A 20,508-nucleotide genomic window follows, 5' to 3' on the forward strand; every position below is an offset into this window, starting at 1 on the left:
GGATCAGGCATCAGGCCGGGCCCGGTCGGGGCGTCAGTCGGAGCGGGCGTATGCCGTGCCCCACTCCACCGGAGGTCCGTCGACCGACTCGGCCGGGTGCGCTGCTCGACGGGGCTCCGGCGCGGACGCGTCCGGCGCCCCGTCGAGCACCCCGCCCGACGGATCGTCCGACCCGTCCCGGCGCACCGGGTCCTTCTCCGGCAGCAGGATGTCCCGGACGACCAGGGCGCACAGGTACAACGTGCCCAGCAGGTGCAGGGCGATCGCGAGCTGGTAGCCCTCCTGCGGCAGGCCCTGGTGCGTGTCCCCGCCGCTGGTGTACGCGAGGTAGAACCAGATCCCCAGGAAGTACATGACCTCGCAGGCCTGCCAGATCAGGAAGTCGCGCCAGCGCGGCCGGGCCAGGACGGCCAGCGGGATCAGCCAGAGCACGTACTGCGGTGAGTAGACCTTGTTGGTCAGGATGAACGCGGCCACCACCAGGAACGCCAGCTGGGCGAAGCGCGGCCGGCGCGCGGCGCTGAGCGCCAGGCCCGCGATGCCCGCGCAGAACACGACCATCAGGACCACCGAGGCGGTGTTGACGGTGTCCACCTCGATGGGCTTGCCGGTGCGCTGGGTGATGATCAGCCAGAACGAGCCGAAGTCGATCGGCCGCTCCTGGCTGAAGGTGTAGAACTTCCGCCACCCTTCGGGGGCGTACAGCATCACCGGCAAGTTCACCACCAGCCAGGCCGCCCCCGCACCGAGCAGGGCCGTACCGAACTCGCGCCACCTGCCCGCCCGCCAGCAGAGCAGCAGGAGAGGGCCGAGCAGCAGCACGGGGTAGAGCTTGGCGGCCGTCGCGAGGCCGATGAGGATGCCGAACGCGAGCACCCTGCCCCGGGACCACATGAGCATCGCCGCGGCCGTCAGGGCCACGGCCAGCAGGTCCCAGTTGATGGTCGCGGTGAGGGCGAACGCGGGGGCCAGCGCGACCAGGAGCCCGTCCCAGGGGCGCCGCCGGTGCGTGCGTGCTGTACACACGGCGATGATCACCGCGCAGATCATCAGCATGCCCGCGTTGACCATCCAGTACATCTGCTCGCGCTGCTGGATGGGGTCGCTGTCGGGCGTCAGCGTGAGCCAGGCCGCCACCTGCATGAACACCCCGGTCAGGACGGGGTACTCCAGGTACTGCATATCGCCGCTCAGCCGGTCGAAGTACGGCACGAGCCCGTCGGCGAAGCCCCGGCCCAGGAACAGGTGCGGGATGTCGGAGTAGCAGGCGTGCGTGTACTGCGAGGTGGCGCCGCGGAACCACGCCCACTCGTAGCAGGGGATCTTCTGCACCATGCCGAGGGCGAACGTCCCGATCATGACCAGCGCGACGACGCGCACGGGCGTGAGCGGTCCGTCGCCGAGCCGCGCCCAGCGTCCCACCCGGCCGCCGAACAGCTCGCTCCCGGCCGCCGCGACCTCGTCCTGATCGGTGGGCCGCACGACGGGCCGCTCCTGCTGCTGCACGCTCGTGTCCTCTGCGCTGGGGCTTGGCATGCCGCACATCCTGCCGTACGGGGCTGTGCCCGGGGCAAGGCCCGCCCGGGGGACACGGCGAGGGCCGCCGTACCGGGTGGGTACGACGGCCCTCGCCGCTGCGGTGGGTCGGCCCCGGAGAGCCCGGCCGACCGGTCCGGCTATCCGGCGTTGCCCCAGATCGTGCTGCCGCCCCCGCCCGGACGGCCACCGGCTCCTCCTTCGGCGCCGCCGTTGTCGGTGCCGTCGGTCGTGCCGGAGCTGTCGCCTCCGCCGTCGGCTCCCGCGTTATCACCGCCCTCGGTGGTACCGGCGTTATCACCGCCGCCGTTGTTGGCGCCGCCGTCCGCGCCGGCGTTCGCACCGCCGTCGGCGGTCTGGCACTCCCAGTCGAAGACCCCGCAGGTCGTGCTCGGCGTCGGCGTCGGGCTCGGGGTGGTCGGCGTCGGCGTGGGGGTCGTCGGGTCGTCGGACGGTGTCGGGGTCGGCGTCGGGCTGGGCGTCGGGCTCGGGCTGACCGCGCCACCGCCCCAGACGGTCTCGCCCAGGTCCTTCGCCGCCGGGAAGGGAATGGCCTTCTTGCCCTTCATCGCCGCGGTCATGTAGTCGTGCCAGATGGAGGCCGGGAACGAGTTTCCGTGGATCTTCTTCTCGCCACCGGTGCCGAACATCTCCTCGAACTCGCGGTTCTTGTTCGTCTCGTCGTCGTCCATCCGGAACATGCTGATCGCCGTCGAGATCTGCGGGGTGTAGCCGACGAACCAGGCGGACCGGTTGCCGTCGGTCGTACCCGTCTTCCCCGCGGCCTCGCGGCCCTCCAGCCGGGCAGGCTTGCCCGTTCCGTTCTCCACGACGTTCTTCAGCACGTCCGTGATGTTGTCGGCGATGTCCGGGCTGAAGGCGCGCTTGGGCTTCCTCTTGTGCTGGAAGACCACCTCGCCGCCCTTCTTGACCTCGGTCACCGAGTACGTGTCGTTCTGCTGGCCGCTCGTGGCGAAGGTGGAGTAGGCGCCCGCCATGCGGATGGCGCTGGGCGAGGAGGTGCCGATGGAGAACGACGGGACGGAGGCATCCGCCATGAAGTCGTCGTCCTTGAGCCCGGCGGCGACGGCGACGTCCTTGACCTTGTCCGTCCCGACGTCCATGCCGAGCTGCACGAACGGGGAGTTGGCGGACTGCTCCATGGCCTTCCGCAGATCGATCTCGCCGTAGTCCGCCTGACCGTCGTTCGTCTGGAGCCAGTCGTCGCCGTTCTCGTTCAGCCAGACCTTGCCGGTGTAGTCCCTGATCCGCAGCTTGTTGTCACCGTTGTAGATGCTCTCCGGTGAGATCTGGGTGCGCTCGGAGTTGCTCTGTTCCCTGCCGAGGTTCGGGTCGCGTACGCCGTACTGCATCGCAGCGGCCAGGACGAAGGGCTTCCACGTCGAGCCGACCTGGGCACCGGTGGCATCCGCGTTGTTCGTGAAGTGCTTGGTGGCGTCCTGACCGCCGTACGTGGCGAGGATGGCACCGGTCTTCGCATCCACCGAGGCACCGCCGAACTCGACGTGCGTGTCCGTCTCGGGACGCTCCTCGGGCCGGATCTTGGCGTCGTAGACCTTCTTCACCGCGTCTTCGAGCTGCTTCACCTTCTTCTTGTCGAAGGTGGTGTGGATCTCGAAGCCGCCCAGGTCCAGCTGCTTGGCGTCGATGTTCTGGCCGTTGTTGGCGAGGAAGTAGTTCTTGGCGAGGTCGACCAGGTAGCCGGTCTGGCCACCGAGCTTGGCGTCCTTCCGCGGCTCCTTCGGCATGGGGAACTTCGTGTACTTGGCGCGCTCCTCCGCCGACATGCGACCGTCCTTGACCTGTTCGTCGAGGATCCACTTCCAGCGGCTGATGGCCCGCTTGGTGTTCTTCTCCTTGGTCGCGTTCTTCTTGTCGATCTCGGGGGCGCCGGCCGGGTCGTAGTAGCTCGCCCCCTTGAGCAGCGTCGCCAGGAAGGCGCACTCGCTCGGGTTCAGATCGGTGGCGTCCTTGTCGTAGTAGGTGCGGGCCGCTGCCTGGAGCCCGGAGGCACCGCGTCCGTAGTACGAGACGTTGAGGTAACCCGCCATCACGTCGTTCTTCTCCATCTCGCCGCCGACCTTGAGCGTGATGAAGAGTTCCTTGAACTTGCGGGTGAGCGTCTGGTCCTGGTTGAGCCGGGAGTTCTTGACGTACTGCTGGGTGATCGTGGAGCCGCCCTGGGTCTCACCACCGGTCGCCATGTTGAACAGCGCACGGCCGATACCCACCGGGTCGATGCCCCGGTCCGTCTCGAAGCTCTTGTTCTCGGCCGAGATCACGGCGTTGCGCATCGCGACCGGAATCTGCTCGAACTTGATCTCCTGGCGGTTCACCACACCGCCGGTCGCCACCATCTGGGTACCGTCGGCCCAGTAGTAGACGTTGTTCTGTGCCTCGGCCGCTTCGTTGATGTTCGGCTTGGACACCAGGGCGTACGAGACGCCCCCCACGCCCATCAGCAGCCCCAAGAACCCCAGGAAGACTCCCGAAACCAGCTTCCACGAGGGCACCCAGCGCCGGAATCCGTACTTGCCGTAGCGCGGGTAGTCGATGAAACGCTTCTTGCCGGGCCCGCCGTTGTCGCGTCCCCTGCCCCCCGGGCCCTCGGAACCGCCGCCACCGCGCCGTCGGCCACCGCCGCCGCCCGCGCCGTGGCCCCCGGCGTCCGCGCCCCGGCGCCGGCCGCCCCGCTGAGCCGCTCGGCGGGCCTCAGCGCGGCTGCCGTACTGGCGCTCCTCACCGTACGACTCGGACGGCGATTCGGAAGGTGATACGGACGTTGCCCTGCGTGACGGGCCTCCTCGGCGTCCGGTCGACTGCTGGGCGGCTCGTCTGGCCGCGGCACGCCCGCCACCTTGTGGCTGAGGCGATTTGCGACGGTGCTCGCTCATGGAACGACTACTCCTCGGGCAGGCGAGAGCGCCTGGAAGCGGCAGTTGAGATCCGGTCCCCCCGAATTACGGACGAGCCACTGCGGAAGGCTCATCCGCAGTACATCCGGCAGTCCGCGATAACTGACGCGCGAAGGCGCCTTGCGGTTCCCGGTGGTCTGCATGCCGCACAGACTACGCACGGTCAAAACCCACCTAGGGCCGAACTTCACCCCAAACGACGCAAGTCGATCCCTGGGAATTGACGATGTGACGCCGTTCACGAAGGTCGCCCTTGTCGAACCGGAAGGACCGATCTATCGTGCTGATGTATCGAGTCGATACATCAGTGCGGCATAAGTACGCCGGTGGATCCGGCGGACCGTGTCAGCGGCAGCAGCGGGAGAAGGAGGAGGCGACAGTGAGCCGACGCTCCGGCATCCTGGAGTTCGCCGTTCTCGGCCTGCTCCGCGAATCGCCGATGCACGGCTATGAGCTGCGCAAACGCCTCAACACCTCGCTGGGGATCTTCCGTGCCTTCAGCTACGGAACCCTCTACCCCTGCCTCAAGACGCTGGTCGCCAGCGGCTGGTTGATCGAGGAGCCCGCCGGCGCGCCGACGGACACCACGCCCGCACCCGCCTCCTCTCTCACGGGACGCCGGGCCAAGATCGTCTACCGGTTGACGGCAGAAGGTAAGGAGCACTTCGAGGAGCTGCTGTCCCACACCGGTCCGGACGCCTGGGAGGACGAGCACTTCGCAGCCCGCTTCGCCTTCTTCGGGCAGACCGAACGCGATGTGCGGATGCGGGTGCTCGAAGGCCGGCGCAGCAGGCTGGAGGAGCGTCTGGAGAAGATGCGCGCCTCCCTCGCCCGCACCCGCGAACGACTCGACGACTACACACTTGAGCTGCAGCGGCACGGCATGGAGTCCGTGGAGCGCGAAGTGCGCTGGCTGAACGAGCTCATCGAGAGCGAGCGATCGGGACGGGATCGGCGACGATCCACATCCGAGGACTCCGCTCAGCAGGACACACCAGGAGAGACGGGCGGCCTGCCCCGGCGCCGGGACACCACCCCGCCGGATCCGTCCGACGACACCGCCAAGTGAAGTCACCGCACTCCGCGGAGGCTTCATCGGAAACACCGATTACACAGGGAGCAACCGGAATGGGTTCGGTTCGCGTAGCCATCGTAGGCGTGGGCAACTGCGCCGCCTCGCTGGTGCAGGGCGTCGAGTACTACAAGGACGCCGATCCGGCCGGCAAGGTGCCCGGTCTGATGCACGTCCAGTTCGGCGAGTACCACGTCAGTGACGTCGAGTTCGTCGCCGCCTTCGACGTCGACGCGAAGAAGGTCGGCCTCGACCTCGCGGACGCCATCGGCGCCAGCGAGAACAACACCATCAAGATCGCGGACGTGCCGAACACGGGCGTGACCGTCCAGCGCGGCCACACCCACGACGGTCTGGGCAAGTACTACCGCGAGACGATCGAGGAGTCCGCGGACGCCCCGGTCGACGTCGTCCAGGTCCTCAAGGACAAGCAGGTCGACGTCCTCGTCTGCTACCTGCCCGTCGGTTCCGAGGTCGCTGCGAAGTTCTACGCGCAGTGCGCCATCGACGCCAAGGTCGCCTTCGTCAACGCTCTCCCGGTCTTCATCGCCGGTACCAAGGAGTGGGCGGACAAGTTCACCGAGGCCGGTGTCCCGATCGTCGGCGACGACATCAAGTCCCAGGTGGGCGCCACCATCACGCACCGTGTGATGGCGAAGCTCTTCGAGGACCGGGGTGTCATCCTGGACCGCACGATGCAGCTGAACGTCGGCGGCAACATGGACTTCAAGAACATGCTTGAGCGTGAGCGCCTGGAGTCCAAGAAGATCTCCAAGACGCAGGCCGTCACCTCGCAGATCCGCGACCGTGAGCTCGGTGAGGGCAACGTCCACATCGGCCCCTCGGACTACGTGGCCTGGCTGGACGACCGCAAGTGGGCGTACGTGCGCCTCGAAGGCCGCGCCTTCGGTGACGTTCCGCTGAACCTGGAGTACAAGCTTGAGGTCTGGGACTCCCCGAACTCGGCCGGTGTCATCATCGACGCCGTCCGTGCGGCGAAGATCGCCAAGGACCGCGGTATCGGCGGCCCGATCCTCTCCGCGTCGAGCTACTTCATGAAGTCGCCGCCGGTCCAGTACTTCGACGACGAGGCCCGCGAGAACGTCGAGAAGTTCATCAAGGGCGAGACCGAGCGCTGAAACGGCCGTCTCGGCTGACAGCCTCACCAGAGCTCTGAGCGGCGACGCTCACCTCTTCCTGCCGCACGTCGGGGGTCCCCGGGCAATCCGCCCGCGGACCCCCGACGTGTGTGACGCTTGCTCCCATGTCTGTCGCGCGTGATCTGCGCCTGCTGCTGCGCCTTCGGAACTTCCGGCGCCTTCTCACCGTGCGGCTCCTCTCCCAGTGCGCCGACGGCGTCTACCAGGTCGCTCTTGCCGCGTACGTCGTCTTCTCCCCGGAGAAGCAGACCTCGGCGGCCGCCATCGCCTCGGCGATGGCGGTGCTCCTTCTGCCGTACTCCCTCATCGGCCCGTTCGCCGGAGTACTCCTGGACCGCTGGTCGCGCCGTCAGGTCTTCCTGTACGGGAACCTCCTGCGGGCCGCCCTGGCCTGCTGTACGGCCCTGCTGATCCTCGCGGCGGTGCCCGACTGGCTCTTCTACGCCTCGGCCCTCTGCGTCACCGCGGTCAACCGCTTCGTCCTGGCCGGTCTCTCCGCTGCCCTGCCCCGGGTGGTGGACACCGACCGGCTCGTCGTCGCCAACTCGCTCAGCCCGACCGCCGGCACCCTGGCCGCCACCGCGGGCGGGGGCCTGGCCTTCGCCGTGCGGCTGGTGGCCGAGGAGTCCGACGCGGCGGTCGTCCTGCTGGGGGCGATGCTCTATCTGCTGTCCGCGCTGGCCTCGCTGAGCCTGCCGCGCGGCCTGCTGGGGCCCGACACCGACGGGACCGCTTTGCGGCTGCGGACCGCTCTGCTGGTCACGGCGCGCGGGCTCGTCGCCGGACTGGGCCATCTGGCGCAGCGCACCCACGCCGCCCGGGCGCTGACCGCCATAACCGTGATCCGCTTCTGCTACGGCGCGCTCACCGTGATGGTGCTCATGCTGTGCCGCTATGCCTGGTCGGAGACCGAGTCCGACGGGCTGGCCCTGCTCGGCCTGGCAGTCGGGGCCTCCGGTGCCGGGTTCTTCGTCGCCGCCGTCGTCACTCCCTGGGCCGTGGGCCGGCTCGGACGGTACGGGTGGATCGTGACCTGTGCCGGGGCCGCGGCGATCCTGGTGCCCGCCCTGGGCCTCTCCTTCGCCCCGCTCCCGATGCTGATCGCCGCGTTCATTCTCGGCATCGTGACGCAGGGATCGAAGATCGCAACGGACACCGTCGTGCAGACCTCGGTCGACGACTCCTTCCGCGGCCGGATCTTCTCTCTCTACGACGTGCTCTTCAATGTCGCGTTCGTGGGCGCGGCGGGAGTGGCGGCCCTGATGCTGCCTCCGGACGGCAGGTCCATCGCTGTGCTGGCAGTGGTGGCCGCGCTGTACGCGGTCGTCGCGGTGGCCATGTTCCGCTGGCGGCACTCCGGCCCAAGGCAGTAATCGCTCACACCTGTGCCGAGGGGTGGTGTTTCACGTGAAACACCACCCCTCGGCACAACGGGCGGTGCGATGTTTCACGTGAAACATCGCACCGTCCGGGCTCAGCCCTGCTTTCCCCACCATTCCTTGAGAGCCGCGACCGCGGCGTCCCGCCCCATGGGGCCGTTCTCCAGCCGCAGCTCCAGCAGGAACGCGTACGCCTTGCCGATCACCGGCCCGGGGCCGACATCGAGGATCTGCATGATCTCGTTGCCGTCCAGGTCGGGGCGGATGGAGTCGAGCTCTTCCTGCTCCTGCAACAGGGCGATGCGCTCCTCCAGCCCGTCGTAGGTGCGGGAGAGCGCGTTCGCCTTGCGCTTGTTGCGGGTCGTGCAGTCCGACCGGGTCAGCTTATGGAGACGGCCGAGGAGGTGCCCCGCATCCCGCACATACCGGCGTACGGCGGAGTCGGTCCATTCCCCGTCCCCGTAACCGTGGAATCGAAGGTGGAGCTCCACCAGCTTCGACACGTCCTTGACCAGCTCGTTGGAGTACTTGAGCTCGGTCAGGCGCTTCTTGGTCATCTTCGCGCCGACCACCTCATGGTGGTGGAAGGAGACCCGGCCGTCCTTCTCGAAGCGGCGGGTCCTCGGCTTGCCGATGTCGTGGAGCAGCGCGGCCAGACGCAGTACGAGGTCGGGGCCGTTCTCCTCCAGGCCGATCGCCTGCTCCAGGACGGTCAGCGAGTGCTCGTAGACGTCCTTATGACGGTGATGCTCATCACTCTCCAGCCGCAGCGCGGGAAGCTCGGGCAGCACGTGCCCGGCCAGCCCGGTGTCGACCAGAAGGCCCAGCCCCTTGCGGGGGTGCTGGGAGAGCAGCAGCTTGTTGAGCTCCTCACGGACCCGCTCGGCGGAGACGATCTCGATCCGTGCGGCCATCTCCGTCATCGCGGTCACCACGTCGGGGGCAATCTCGAAGTCCAGCTGCGCGGCGAACCGGGCGGCGCGCAGCATGCGCAGCGGGTCGTCGGAGAAGGACTCCTCAGCCGTTCCCGGGGTACGCAGCACCCGATCGGCCAAGTCCTTCAGTCCGCCGTGCGGATCGATGAACTCCTTCTGCGGCAGCGCCACGGCCATCGCGTTGACCGTGAAGTCACGGCGCACGAGGTCGTCCTCGATGGAGTCGCCGTAGGAGACCTCCGGCTTGCGCGAAGTCCTGTCGTACGCCTCCGACCGGTAGGTTGTGACCTCGATCTGGTAGCCGTCCTTCTGGGAGCCGACGGTACCGAAGGCGATCCCGACCTCCCACACCGAGTCGGCCCAGGGGCGGACGATCCTGAGTACGTCCTCGGGGCGGGCATCGGTGGTGAAGTCCAGGTCGTTCCCGAGCCTTCCGAGCAGCGCGTCGCGGACCGAGCCGCCGACCAGCGCAAGACCGAATCCGGCCTGCTGGAATCTGCGGGCGAGGTCGTCGGCGACCGGGGACACCCGCAGCAGCTCACTCACCGCGCGGTGCTGCACCTGGCTCAGTGCACTGGTGTTCTCTTCGTTGGCGTTCGGCACAACAGAAAAGGGTACGTGCACCGACCGGCCGGGGCGTCATCGTTTACCCGGACCCTGCGGGAGACCCGCGATCATGTGGCACGGACCCCAGCACTTCGGCCCGGCGCTCCTCGTTACCATGCGGGGACGCAGGACCGACAACGACCGACAGAACCTGACGACGACAAGGGACGGGTAGGCGCGTGGCCGAGGCGGCAGACTTCCAGGGGACGCGTCCCTCTCCTGCCCGCCGGTGGCTGCGGCGCACGGCCTCCGTGGTGCTCGGAGCGCCGCTGCTGGCCGGTCTGCTGACCGTACCGGCCGCCGGGGCCGCTGAACCCGCCAAGGCCCCCACCGGTTCCCGTACGGTCGATGTATCTCTCGACACGCTCTCACCGAGCGTTCCCACGGAGGACGACACGCTGACCGTCTCCGGGACGCTGACCAACCGGGGCAAGGAGACGATCGACGACGCCGAGGTCGATCTGCGGGTCGGCCCGCGGCTTTCCGGCCGGGGACAGGTCGACGACGCCGCCAAGCGCACCCGCTACATTCCCGGCGTCGACCCGGCCGCCATCGGCGAAAAGTACACGGTGAAGTTCCCCAAGCTCCGCAAGGGGATCAGCCAGGACTTCACGCTCTCCGTGCCCGTGGACAAGCTGGGTCTGGACGACCCGGGCGTCTACCAGCTAGGCATCTCGGTCTCCGGCCGTACCGACACCGCTCCCTACGAGCAGGTGCTGGGCATCGAGCGCTCGTTCCTGCCCTGGCAGCCCGAGGCGAGCGACAGCAGGACCAAGCTCACTTTCCTGTGGCCGCTGATCGCGTCTCCCCATGTGACGGCGGAGACCCGCTCGGACGAACAGCAGACGCCCGTCTTCACCGACGACGACCTGGCCAAGGAGATCGCGCCCGGCGGTCGGCTGGAGCGGATGGTGGCCCTGGGCAGTCGGCTGCCCGTGACCTGGGTGATCGACCCGGACCTGCTGGCGAGCGTCGCCGCGATGGCCGGGCGGTACGAGGTCCAGTCAGGGGACACGACCGTCCCGGGCAGGAACCAGGCCGCCGCGAGACGGTGGATCACCGCCCTGGAGAAGGTGGTGGAGGACGGCAAGGTGATCGCGCTGCCGTTCGCCGACCCGGATCTGGCCTCCATCGCACACCGGGGCAAGACCGTCTCCGGCACGCTCAGCCATCTCCAGAACGCCTCCACGGTGGCCGCCACCACGGTGGAGACCATCCTCCACGTGAAACCGTCCACCGACTTTGCCTGGCCCGTGAACGGCGCTGTGGACCCCTCGATCGTCGATGTGGCGACCTCGGCCGGTGCCCACAACGTCATCGCCCGCAGCGACAGCTTCAGGGAGGCCGGGCAGCTCCCGTACACCCCGACCGCGGCCCGGCCGATCGGCGGCGGGACCACCGCGGTCGTCGCCGACGTCCGGCTGTCGACCGCGTTCGACCGGGACATGTCGAGGGCGAACACCTCCACCCTCGCGGTCCAGAAGTTCCTCGCCCACACCCTGACGCTGACCGAGCAGGTCCCCGACAACGAGCGCAGCATCGTCGTGGCGCCGCCGCGGATGCCCACCACCGCCCAGGCCCAGACGATGGCCCGCGCTCTGGAGAGTTTGTCGGGCAACCGCTGGACGCAGCCGTCCGACCTGGTCGCCGCCTCCGATGAGAAGCCTGACCCGCAGGCCACCACCAGGATCCCGCGGGCCTCCGCGTACCCGAAGAAGCTCCGCGAGCAGGAGCTGCCCACCCAGGCGTTCCAGGACATCCGGGCCACCCAGGGCTCCCTCGACGGCTTCCAGACCATCCTCACGCAGCCCGAGCGCGTGGTGACGCCCTTCGGCAACGCGGTCAACCGCTCGATGTCGACGTCCTGGCGGGGCCGGTCCCTGGAGGCGCAGCAGTACCGGGACGCGGTCCGCGACTACCTCCAAAGCCTCACCAACGAGGTCCAGCTCATCGAGAAGTCGGACGTGACCCTCTCCGGGCGCAGCGCGACGATCCCGGTGACGGTCCAGAACAAGCTGGTGCAGGGCGTCGACCGGCTGGTTCTCCGGCTGACCTCGGACAACATCCGGCTCAAGTTCAACGACGACGGGAACAAGGCCGAGCTGCCTGTCAGCATCGCGGGCGGGCACAGCCAGTCGGTGAAGTTCGACACGGCGACCAGCGCCAACGGCCGGGCTCAGGTCACCGCCCGGCTCTACACGGAGGACGGCACCCCGTACGGCGAGGAGATGACCTTCACCGTGAAGGTCTCCGAGGTGACGCCCACCGTACTGCTCGTGATCGCGGGCGGCTTGCTGCTCCTGGTGCTGGCAGGCGTGCGGATGTACAGCCACCGCAAGCGCGCCGTGGCAAGCGACACGGCGAACGGCAACGGCGACGAACCCGAGCAGCCGAGTGACCCGACCCCGGACACCGGTCCGGAAAGCGGGGCCCCGTCGGGGACGGGTGAGAAAGTGGACCGTTGAGCGATGTCTGTCGTGGCCGGTCGGCCGGGGACGATGAGGTAGGGGTTTCGATGAACGCGCCGTACGACGGTGACCGCGGGCAGGGCGCGGGCGGAGCGGCTGCTCCGGGCGGGCCTCCGGTTCCTCCGGACGCGGGCTGGGACGGCTCGGTGGAGCCTGACCCGTACCTCCAGCACGCCTACGAGGACGACCCCTACCGCGCCCACGGCCTGGCCGCCCAGGACCCGGTGGGCGAGGCACTGTACGACCGCGCCGCACATCCGCCGCCGCCTCCAGGCACCTACCAGGAGCCTGAGCCGCTCTACCAGCAGCCGCCCGCCGCCCCGCACGCCCCCGACCCGCGCATCTGGGCCCAGACCCCGCCGCCCGAGCCCGCGGGCCCCTCCCGGCACCTCCCCTATGGCGACCGGCCTGAGACCACGCAGTTCGTCGGCGTCGACGACCTGGTCACCCAGGCGTCGGACGACCGCCAGGAGCCGGACGCGTTCGCCCATCTCTTCCGGGACCAGGAGGGGTCGGGGAAGCCCGCGGACCCGCCCGAGCCTGCTCCCGCACCCGCGCCCGCCAAGGGCGGCGGCAAGGTATCCGGTCTCCTCAAGTCCAGCGCGGTCATGGCGGCGGGCACGCTCGTCTCCCGGCTCACCGGCTTCGTCCGGTCCCTGGTGATTACCGCCGCACTCGGCGCCGCACTGCTCGGCGACAGCTTCACCATCGCGTACACCCTGCCGACGATGATCTATATCCTCACCGTCGGCGGCGGCCTCAACTCGGTCTTCGTCCCCCAGCTCGTCCGTGCCATGAAGGACGACGAGGACGGCGGTGAAGCCTTCGCGAACCGCCTGCTGACCCTGGTGATGATCGCGCTCGGCCTGATCGTCGCCGCCGCGGTCCTCGTCGCACCGGTGCTGATCCAGCTGATGTCCAACACGATCGCCGACGACGTGGCCGCCAACAGCGTCGCCGTGACCTTCGCCCGGTACTGCCTGCCCACCATCTTCTTCATGGGTGTGCACGTGGTGATGGGTCAGATCCTCAACGCTCGCGGCAAGTTCGGCGCGATGATGTGGACGCCGGTCCTCAACAACATCGTCATGATCATCACGTTCGGGCTCTTCATCTGGGTCTACGGCACCTCCGCCGAATCCCGGATGGGCGTCGACACCATCCCGCCGGAGGGCATCCGGCTGCTGGGCATCGGCACCCTGCTCGGTCTCGTCGTCCAGTCGCTGGCGATGATCCCCTACCTGCGCGAGACCGGCTTCCGCTTCCGCCCCCGATTCGACTGGAAGGGCCACGGGCTCGGCAAGACCGTCAAGCTGGCCAAGTGGACGGTCCTGTTCGTCCTGGCCAACCAGGCGGGCGTGCTGGTCGTCACCCAGCTCGCCACGGCCGCGGGCAAGCTCTCCGGCAAGGACGGCACCGGGTTCCTGGCCTACTCCAACGCCCAGCTGATCTGGGGCATGCCCCAGGCCATCATCACCGTCTCCGTCATGGCCGCACTGCTTCCCCGCATCTCCCGTGCCGCCCACGACAACGACCCCGGTGCGGTCCGCGACGACATCTCGCAGGGGCTGCGCAACTCGGCTGTCGCCATCGTGCCGGTAGCCTTCACGTTCCTCGCGCTCGGCCTGCCGATGTGCACCCTGCTGTACGCGTCCAGCGGCGCCGAAGCGGCCCGTTCCATGGGCTTCATCCTCATGGCGTTCGCCCTGGGCCTGATCCCGTACTCCGTGCAGTACGTCGTGCTCCGCGGGTTCTACGCCTACGAGGACACCCGCACCCCGTTCTACAACACCGTCATCGTGGCCGCCGTCAACGCAGCGGCCTCCGCCCTCTGTTACGTCGTCCTGCCCCCCCGTTGGGCCGTCGTCGGCATGGCCTTCTCCTACGGACTGGCCTACGCGGTCGGCGTGGGCGTCGCCTGGCGCCGGCTGCGCACCCGGCTGGGCGGCGATCTGGACGGGGCGCACATCGTGCGGACCTACGCCCGCCTCTGCATGGCTGCGGTGCCCGCGGCCCTGATCGGCGGCGGCGTCGGCTTCGCGATCCTCGAACTTCTCGGCAACGGCGCGCTCGGCTCGCTGGCCGCGCTGATCTGCGGCGGTGTCCTCCTGATGGCCGTCTTCTTCGTCGCCGCGAAGAAGATGCGCATCGAAGAGGTCAACGGCCTGGTCGGCATGGTCCGGGGACGGCTCGGCCGCTGAATGAGCGCACGCCCGCACAAGCATCGCCGGACTCCGCGTGTCGTGCATAGCGCCGGAGTGTGGGCACAATTGGCGTGACTGTGCAGAGCTGGCTGGCATCGCGCAACGGATGGGGAGGCAGGAACGACGGTGGCGGAACGTAGCACGGCTGCCGTCGACGTGGCCGACAACAGCGGCGACAAGCCGCTGACCGCCAAGGCGGACGCGGCCACGACCGACGGGACGACGCAAGCCGAGGACACCAAGGGCGCGAGCCCCGAGGACGCCGAGAACACGAACGGCGGGCGGACGCTTTCCGAGGCCGTCCCGGCGTCACCCGATCTGCACAGCGGTCACAAACTCGCCGGGCGCTACCGCTTGGAGGAGTGCGTCACCCGTCTGGACGGCTTCAGCAGCTGGCGTGCGGTCGACGAGAAACTCCGCCGCGCGGTGGGCGTCCACCTGCTTCCCGCCGACCATCCGCGAGCCCGCTCCGTGCTGGCCGCGGCGCGCTCGTCGGCGCTGCTCGGCGACCCCCGCTTCGTGCAGGTCCTGGACGCCGTGGAGGAGAACGACCTCGTCTACGTCGTCCACGAGTGGCTCCCGGACGCCACCGAGCTCACCGCTCTGCTCGCCGCCGGGCCGATGGAGGCGCACGACGCCTACCAACTCGTCAACCAGCTCTCCCAGGCGATGGCCGCCGCCCACCGCGAGGGCCTGGCCCATCTGCGCCTCACCCCCGGCGCGGTGCTGCGCAGCTCCACCGGCCAGTACCGGATCCGCGGCCTGGCCGTGAACGCCGCCCTGCGCGGCATCACCGCCGAACATCCTCTCCGCACGGACACCGAGGCGATCGGCGCCCTGCTCTACGCCGCGCTGACCCACCGCTGGCCGTACGAGAACGACGCCCACGGGCTCGCCGGACTGCCCAAGGGCCTGGGGCTCATCGCCCCGGACCAGGTCCGTGCCGGAGTCCACCGCGGCCTGTCGGAGCTCGCCATGCGTGCGCTCGCCAACGACGGCGCGACCGCCTCCCGGCAGGAACCGCCCTGCACCACCCCGGACGAACTGGCCAAGGCCGTCGCGGCCATGCCGCGCATCCTTCCGCCGGAGCCCACGTTCACCGCGCCGCCCGCCTACCAGCGGACCACCTATCAGCAGGGCACGTACGGGCGCCCGTCCTCCCACCCGTCCGCAGTCACCCAGCCCGTGATGCCGGTCCCTCCGCCCCCGTTGCAGAGCCGTGCCGGCCGAGCGCTCAAGTGGACCGTCTCGGCGCTCCTCATCGCCGCACTGGGCCTCGGAAGCTGGCAGCTCGCGGAGACCCTGCTGGACCGCAGGGGCAGCGCGGGGGACCCCCCTCCCACACAGGGCACTTCCGAGCCGGCCGACGACGGCAAGGGCAAGGCGGATCCGAAGCCTCTCGCCATCAAGGACGCCGTCGAATACTCCCCGGACGGGAAAGCACAGGACCCCGGCGATGTGGGCCTGACCCATGACGGCGACCCTGCGACCTACTGGCGTTCGAAGACCTTCGTGGACGGACCGCAGCTGGCCCCGTTCAAGCAGGGCATCGGGATCATGTACGAGATCGGGGCCGATCAGAAGGTCTCAGCGGCGTCCATCGGGCTCAAGTTCACCGGGGAGCGCACCAGGATCGCGCTGTACGCCGCCGACTCCCTCTCGACATCGGCGCCTCTGAGCTCCATGAAGAAGATCGCCGACACGGAGACCACCGGATCCACTGCGACCCTTAAGACGAAGGAACCCGTCAGCACGCGGTTCGTCCTCGTCTGGATCACCGACGTGCCGAGGTCGCCCGCCGACAGCTACAGCAGGGACGGATACAAGCAGGGAGTGACGGACGTCCAGTTCACTGGGTGACCTAGGGCAGATTCCGTATCGGCCCGGCTGTACGGTGTTGAGCCGGGGCCCCTCCGGGCTCAACACCGCAGTCGGCATTCTGCACAGTTCGGGGGAGAGGAATGGTCGCCGGACCCACAGATCCTGGATCGAGCGACGCGGACCTGCTCGCCCGGCATGTCGCCGGCGACCCCGACGCCTTCGGTGAGCTCGTACGCCGCCACCGCGACCGCCTGTGGGCCGTGGCACTGCGCACCCTGGGCGATCGGGAAGAGGCGGCCGACGCCGTCCAGGACGCTCTGGTCTCCGCCTTCCGGGCCGCCCACACCTTCCGGGGCCAGTCCGCCGTCACGACCTGGCTGCACCGGATCACCGTCAACGCCTGCCTCGATCGGGTCCGCAAGGCGGCCTCCCGTAAGACGTCTCCCGTGGACGACGCCGAGCGTCTCGACCAGCTCCTGGAACCCCACGAGTCGGCCGAGGCCCCCGCCGTGCGCCAGGACCTCCACCGCCAGCTCCAGGACGCCCTGGCCACACTGCCCGCCGAACAACGAGCCGCCCTCGTCCTCGTCGATATGCAGGGCTACCCCGTCGCGGAGGCCGCCAGCATCCTGGACGTGCCGTCCGGCACCGTGAAAAGCCGGTGCGCCCGGGGCCGGGCGAGACTGGCCCCCCTGGTCCGCCATCTACGCGGAGAGGCCGGGGGACAGGACCCCGACGAGAACAATGACGCCACCGGAAGGAACCGGACGTCCGGCCGATCCGTCCCACCGGCGTCAGGACCACGAGACGCAGGAACAAGCGATCCTGCCGCTGCGAAGGGAGGAGGTGGGCGCCCGTGACCCCCACGGCCGACACGGCTCAGCACCCGGAGGTCTCCGAGATCTCCGATCTCGCCGAGGGACTGCTCTCCCCCTCCCGCACCGAAGAAGTCCTCCGCCACATCGCGGGATGCGACCTCTGCGCGGAGGTACGGGACTCGCTCGACGAGATCCGCGGTCTGCTCGGAACCCTGCCGGACCCCGAGCCGATGCCCGAGGACGTCGCTACCCGCATCGACGCGGCACTCGCGGCCGAGGCCCGTCCCTTCTCACCCACCGTGGACGGGCCGGTCAATGTTTCACGTGAAACGGAGACCGGAGAGGCACAGGCCGGAGAAGCCGGAGCAGCAGAAACCGCAATGTCCCGGGGCTCATCCGTGGGCAGCGGTAGCGGCAGATCCGCCCCGGGCCGCCCCGTCGGCCGGTCCTCCGCCCCCACCGGCCCGGGCCGTCGACCTGCCCGGCGCCGCCGCCGTGCCGCAATCCTCGGCACCGCGTTCGGAGCAGCGTTCGTCGGGATGAGCGTCTTCTTCCTCCAGTCCCTCGACCTGACCGGTGACTCCTCGCCGACGAAGGCCGACAGAGGGGTCAGCGCGTCGGACAGCGGTGCGCACGCCTACACCGACGGCACGCTCGAAGCCCAGGTCCAGGACCTCATCGGCGACGAGGGGAGCCAGGCCAGCCCCGGGGTGAAGAAAGTGCCGCCGAACGCCGACACCAAGTCGACGAGCGAGGCCTTCACTCCCGAATCCGAGATCTCCAAGAACCCGATGAAGACCCCCGCCGTCGCCGTACCCCCGTGCGTCCAACAAGCCACCGGCCGCACCACGCCCGCCCTGGCCCTGGATGAGGGGACCTACCGGGGGACGGACGCCTATCTCGTCGTCCTTCCGCACACGAGCGACCCCTCACGCGTGGAGGCCTATGTCGTGGCCGCCTCCTGCGTGGACACCGCGCCGGAGTCCGTTGGGCAGCTGCTGCTCACGCGCGCCTACGACCGCCCCTGAGGACCGCCGGGGACCGCTACGGCACGGCGGGAATGCATCACCCGTAGGATCCGTTGGGTGGGGTGAGAGTCGTTGAACCGACCCCCGTAGGCAGTAGGCAGTCTGCAGAGACGAGGAAGAAACCCGTGAGCGACGTCCGTAATGTGATCATCATCGGCTCCGGACCGGCCGGGTACACCGCCGCGCTGTATACCGCCCGCGCCGCGCTCAACCCGTTGGTCTTCGAGGGCGCCGTCACGGCTGGCGGCGCGCTGATGAACACCACCGACGTGGAGAACTTCCCCGGCTTCCAGGACGGCATCATGGGCCCCGAGCTCATGGACAACATGCGTGCCCAGGCCGAGCGTTTCGGCGCCGAGCTGGTCCCCGACGATGTGGTCGCGGTCGACCTCACCGGTGACATCAAGACCGTTACCGACACGGCGGGCACCGTCCACCGCGCCAAGTCCGTCATCGTGACGACCGGCTCCCAGCACCGCAAGCTCGGACTGCCCAACGAGGACGCCCTCTCCGGACGCGGCGTCTCCTGGTGCGCCACCTGCGACGGGTTCTTCTTCAAGGACCACGACATCGCCGTGGTCGGCGGCGGCGACACCGCGATGGAGGAGGCGACCTTCCTCTCCCGCTTCGCCAAGTCCGTCACGATCGTCCACCGCCGCGACACCCTGCGCGCCTCCAAGGCAATGCAGGACCGGGCCTTCGCCGACCCGAAGATCAAGTTCGCCTGGGACAGCGAGGTCGCCGAGGTGAAGGGCGACCAGAAGCTCTCCGGTCTGACCCTGCGCAACACCAAGACCGGCGAGACGTCCGAGCTTCCCGTGACCGGCCTGTTCATCGCCGTCGGCCATGACCCGCGCACCGAGCTCTTCAAGGGGCAGCTGGAGCTCGACGACGAGGGCTACCTGAAGGTCGAGGCGCCCTCCACCCGTACCAACCTGACCGGTGTCTTCGGAGCCGGAGACGTCGTCGACCACACCTACCGTCAGGCCATCACGGCAGCCGGTACCGGCTGCGCCGCCGCCCTGGACGCCGAACGCTTCCTGGCCGCCCTGGCCGACGCAGAGCCCGCCGAGCCGGAGAAGACCCCGGCCGTCTGAACTTCCTCATCTCACCCACCCCGAGAGACTTCACCCGAGAGACTAAGGAGGCCGCCGTGGCCGGCGACCTGAAGCACGTTACGGACGACACCTTCGAGGAGGTCGTCCTCAAGAGCGAGAAGCCCGTTCTGGTCGACTTCTGGGCCGCCTGGTGCGGTCCGTGCCGCCAGATCGCCCCCTCGCTAGAGGCGATCGCAGCCGAGCACGGCGACAAGATCGAGATCGTCAAGCTCAACATCGACGAGAACCCGGGGACCGCCGCCAAGTACGGCGTGATGTCCATCCCGACCCTGAACGTCTACCAGGGTGGCGAGGTCGCCAAGACCATCGTCGGTGCGAAGCCGAAGGCCGCGATCCTCCGCGACCTCGAAAGCTTCATCGGCCAGTAGCGGTCTGCGCTCCGGCGCAATGTTTCACGTGAAACGGGCCCACCCCTTGATGAGGGGGTGGGCCCGTTCCGCATGTCAGGGACAGGGGAACAGCGTGCCCGGTTCAGAGTGGGCGCAGCGCGGGTTCCTTCTGGACCGCCCCCAGGAGCCGGTCCAGGGCCATCTCCACGTCTTCCTTCCAGGAGAGCGTCGTCCGCAGCTCCAGTCGGAGCCGCGGGTAGGTGGGGTGCGGCCGCACGGTCTTGAAGCCGACCGCCAGCAGATGGTCCGCGGGCAGCACACATGCGGTGTCCGTGGGGCGGGCGTCACCGAACGCCTCGATGGCCTTGAAACCCCGGCGCAAGACGTCCTTGGCCACGGTCTGCACCATGACGCGGCCGAGCCCCTGCCCCTGGTACTCGGGAATGATCAGACCGGTGATGAGCTGAACGGCGTCAGGGGAGACCGGGCTCGTAGGAAAGGCCGTCGAACGGGGGACGTAGGCGGGAGGGGCGTAGAGAACGAAGCCGACCGGCACGTCGTCCACATAGACGACCCGGCCGCAGGAGCCCCACTCCAGGAGGACCGCGGAGATCCAGGCTTCCTTCTCCAGCTCCGGCTTGCCTGCCTTTACCGCAGCTTCTCCACTGACCGGGTCAAGCTCCCAGAAGACGCACGAGCGGCAGCGCTCGGGGAGATCCGGAAGGTTGTCCAGGGTGAGTGGTACAAGCCGACGCCCCATGACGGCGATACCTCATTTCCTGCGCCCGCCGCTGCGCGTGCGGCTGCCAGCGTGCTCCGTTCGTGGAACAGGCTGCCGACGAACCCCCCGACGGCGCCCAGGCCCAGCCCGACCGTGACAAGCCGACCGCGGCTCACTCTTCGCAAGGCCCCCGCCCTCCTCTGAGGTCGATCACCATGGATGCGCCATCCCAAACGCATCGTATCCACCCAGAGGTGATACGGATACCGAGACAGGGCGAAGGGCGGGGCGGGGGGGGGGGGGGGGGGGGGGGGGGGGGGGGGGGTGGTGGGGGAGGGGGGATTAGATGGCTATTTCTGCTCTCCTAGGCTGCCTAA

The 20,508-nt window shown here is 69.0% G+C and carries 14 protein-coding genes; 10 read left to right on the forward strand and 4 right to left on the reverse strand.

Annotation, left to right across the window (positions count from 1 at the left end; all coding sequences use genetic code 11):
* Nucleotides 1–33: 33 nt before the first annotated feature.
* Both ACZ5WC_RS10595 and ACZ5WC_RS10600 read right to left on the reverse strand, forming a co-directional pair.
* Nucleotides 34–1,536, reverse strand: a complete 1,503-nt coding sequence (locus ACZ5WC_RS10595) for a glycosyltransferase family 87 protein (protein ID WP_468540421.1) — start codon at nt 1,534–1,536, stop codon at nt 34–36.
* 140 nt (nt 1,537–1,676) lie between these two features.
* Nucleotides 1,677–4,451 (reverse strand): transglycosylase domain-containing protein, encoded by a 2,775-nt coding sequence (locus ACZ5WC_RS10600; protein ID WP_468540422.1) that lies wholly within the window; start codon nt 4,449–4,451, stop codon nt 1,677–1,679.
* 400 nt (nt 4,452–4,851) lie between these two features.
* Here ACZ5WC_RS10600 and ACZ5WC_RS10605 point away from each other — a divergent pair, with 400 nt between their 5' ends.
* From ACZ5WC_RS10605 to ACZ5WC_RS10615, 3 genes are all read left to right on the forward strand, one after another.
* A complete protein-coding gene (locus tag ACZ5WC_RS10605; protein ID WP_468540423.1) occupies nt 4,852–5,541 on the forward strand; it encodes a PadR family transcriptional regulator in 690 nt (229 codons plus the stop codon).
* Between the two features lie 59 nt (nt 5,542–5,600).
* Entirely contained in the window at nt 5,601–6,683 is a 1,083-nt protein-coding gene (locus ACZ5WC_RS10610; RefSeq protein WP_096630034.1) for an inositol-3-phosphate synthase, read from the forward strand.
* Nucleotides 6,684–6,808: 125 nt separating this feature from the next.
* The gene (locus ACZ5WC_RS10615; RefSeq protein WP_468540424.1) at nt 6,809–8,077 is read left to right on the forward strand and encodes an MFS transporter; all 1,269 of its coding nucleotides are present in this window, start codon (nt 6,809–6,811) and stop codon (nt 8,075–8,077) included.
* A gap of 101 nt (nt 8,078–8,178) precedes the next feature.
* On the opposite strand, the gene ACZ5WC_RS10620 is transcribed toward ACZ5WC_RS10615, so the two are convergent.
* Nucleotides 8,179–9,621, reverse strand: a complete 1,443-nt coding sequence (locus ACZ5WC_RS10620; RefSeq protein WP_468540425.1) for a CCA tRNA nucleotidyltransferase — start codon at nt 9,619–9,621, stop codon at nt 8,179–8,181.
* A 182-nt stretch (nt 9,622–9,803) separates the two neighbouring features.
* Between ACZ5WC_RS10620 and ACZ5WC_RS10625 the strand changes: the two genes are divergently transcribed.
* The 7 genes from ACZ5WC_RS10625 (at nt 9,804) to trxA (ending at nt 19,449) form a co-directional block, all read left to right on the forward strand.
* Complete coding sequence (locus ACZ5WC_RS10625; protein WP_468540426.1) at nt 9,804–12,089, forward strand: DUF6049 family protein; 2,286 nt, start codon at nt 9,804–9,806, stop codon at nt 12,087–12,089.
* Nucleotides 12,090–12,139: 50 nt separating this feature from the next.
* Entirely contained in the window at nt 12,140–14,293 is a 2,154-nt protein-coding gene (murJ, locus tag ACZ5WC_RS10630) for a murein biosynthesis integral membrane protein MurJ (RefSeq protein ID WP_468540427.1), read from the forward strand.
* A 129-nt stretch (nt 14,294–14,422) separates the two neighbouring features.
* Nucleotides 14,423–16,156: a protein kinase family protein gene (locus ACZ5WC_RS10635; RefSeq protein ID WP_468540428.1), complete on the forward strand. Its 1,734-nt coding sequence runs from the start codon at nt 14,423–14,425 to the stop codon at nt 16,154–16,156.
* 101 nt (nt 16,157–16,257) lie between these two features.
* A complete protein-coding gene (sigM, locus tag ACZ5WC_RS10640; protein ID WP_468540429.1) occupies nt 16,258–16,977 on the forward strand; it encodes an RNA polymerase sigma factor SigM in 720 nt (239 codons plus the stop codon).
* Nucleotides 16,974–17,963, forward strand: coding sequence for an anti-sigma factor family protein (locus ACZ5WC_RS10645; RefSeq protein ID WP_468540430.1), 990 nt, complete (start codon nt 16,974–16,976; stop codon nt 17,961–17,963). Before sigM ends, ACZ5WC_RS10645 begins: the two co-directional genes overlap by 4 nt.
* 125 nt (nt 17,964–18,088) lie before the next feature.
* Entirely contained in the window at nt 18,089–19,060 is a 972-nt protein-coding gene (trxB, locus tag ACZ5WC_RS10650) for a thioredoxin-disulfide reductase (protein WP_096630046.1), read from the forward strand.
* Between the two features lie 56 nt (nt 19,061–19,116).
* A complete protein-coding gene (gene trxA / locus ACZ5WC_RS10655; protein ID WP_468540431.1) occupies nt 19,117–19,449 on the forward strand; it encodes a thioredoxin in 333 nt (110 codons plus the stop codon).
* A 103-nt stretch (nt 19,450–19,552) separates the two neighbouring features.
* Here trxA and ACZ5WC_RS10660 read toward each other — a convergent pair whose 3' ends face one another.
* Entirely contained in the window at nt 19,553–20,170 is a 618-nt protein-coding gene (locus tag ACZ5WC_RS10660) for a GNAT family N-acetyltransferase (protein ID WP_468540432.1), read from the reverse strand.
* Nucleotides 20,171–20,508: the final 338 nt, after the last annotated feature.

This window comes from Streptomyces sp. NPDC033165 (assembly GCF_055577965.1).

Bases quoted from the DNA above. Each gene is read 5' to 3' on its own strand.
- ACZ5WC_RS10600 (WP_468540422.1), bottom strand. From the start codon at position 4,451: ATGAGCGAGCACCGTCGCAAATCGCCTCAGCCACAAGGTGGCGGGCGT.
- murJ (WP_468540427.1), top strand. From the start codon at position 12,140: ATGAACGCGCCGTACGACGGTGACCGCGGGCAGGGCGCGGGCGGAGCG.
- ACZ5WC_RS10610 (WP_096630034.1), top strand. From the start codon at position 5,601: ATGGGTTCGGTTCGCGTAGCCATCGTAGGCGTGGGCAACTGCGCCGCC.
- ACZ5WC_RS10615 (WP_468540424.1), top strand. From the start codon at position 6,809: ATGTCTGTCGCGCGTGATCTGCGCCTGCTGCTGCGCCTTCGGAACTTC.
- ACZ5WC_RS10595 (WP_468540421.1), bottom strand. From the start codon at position 1,536: ATGCCAAGCCCCAGCGCAGAGGACACGAGCGTGCAGCAGCAGGAGCGG.
- sigM (WP_468540429.1), top strand. From the start codon at position 16,258: ATGGTCGCCGGACCCACAGATCCTGGATCGAGCGACGCGGACCTGCTC.
- ACZ5WC_RS10660 (WP_468540432.1), bottom strand. From the start codon at position 20,170: ATGGGGCGTCGGCTTGTACCACTCACCCTGGACAACCTTCCGGATCTC.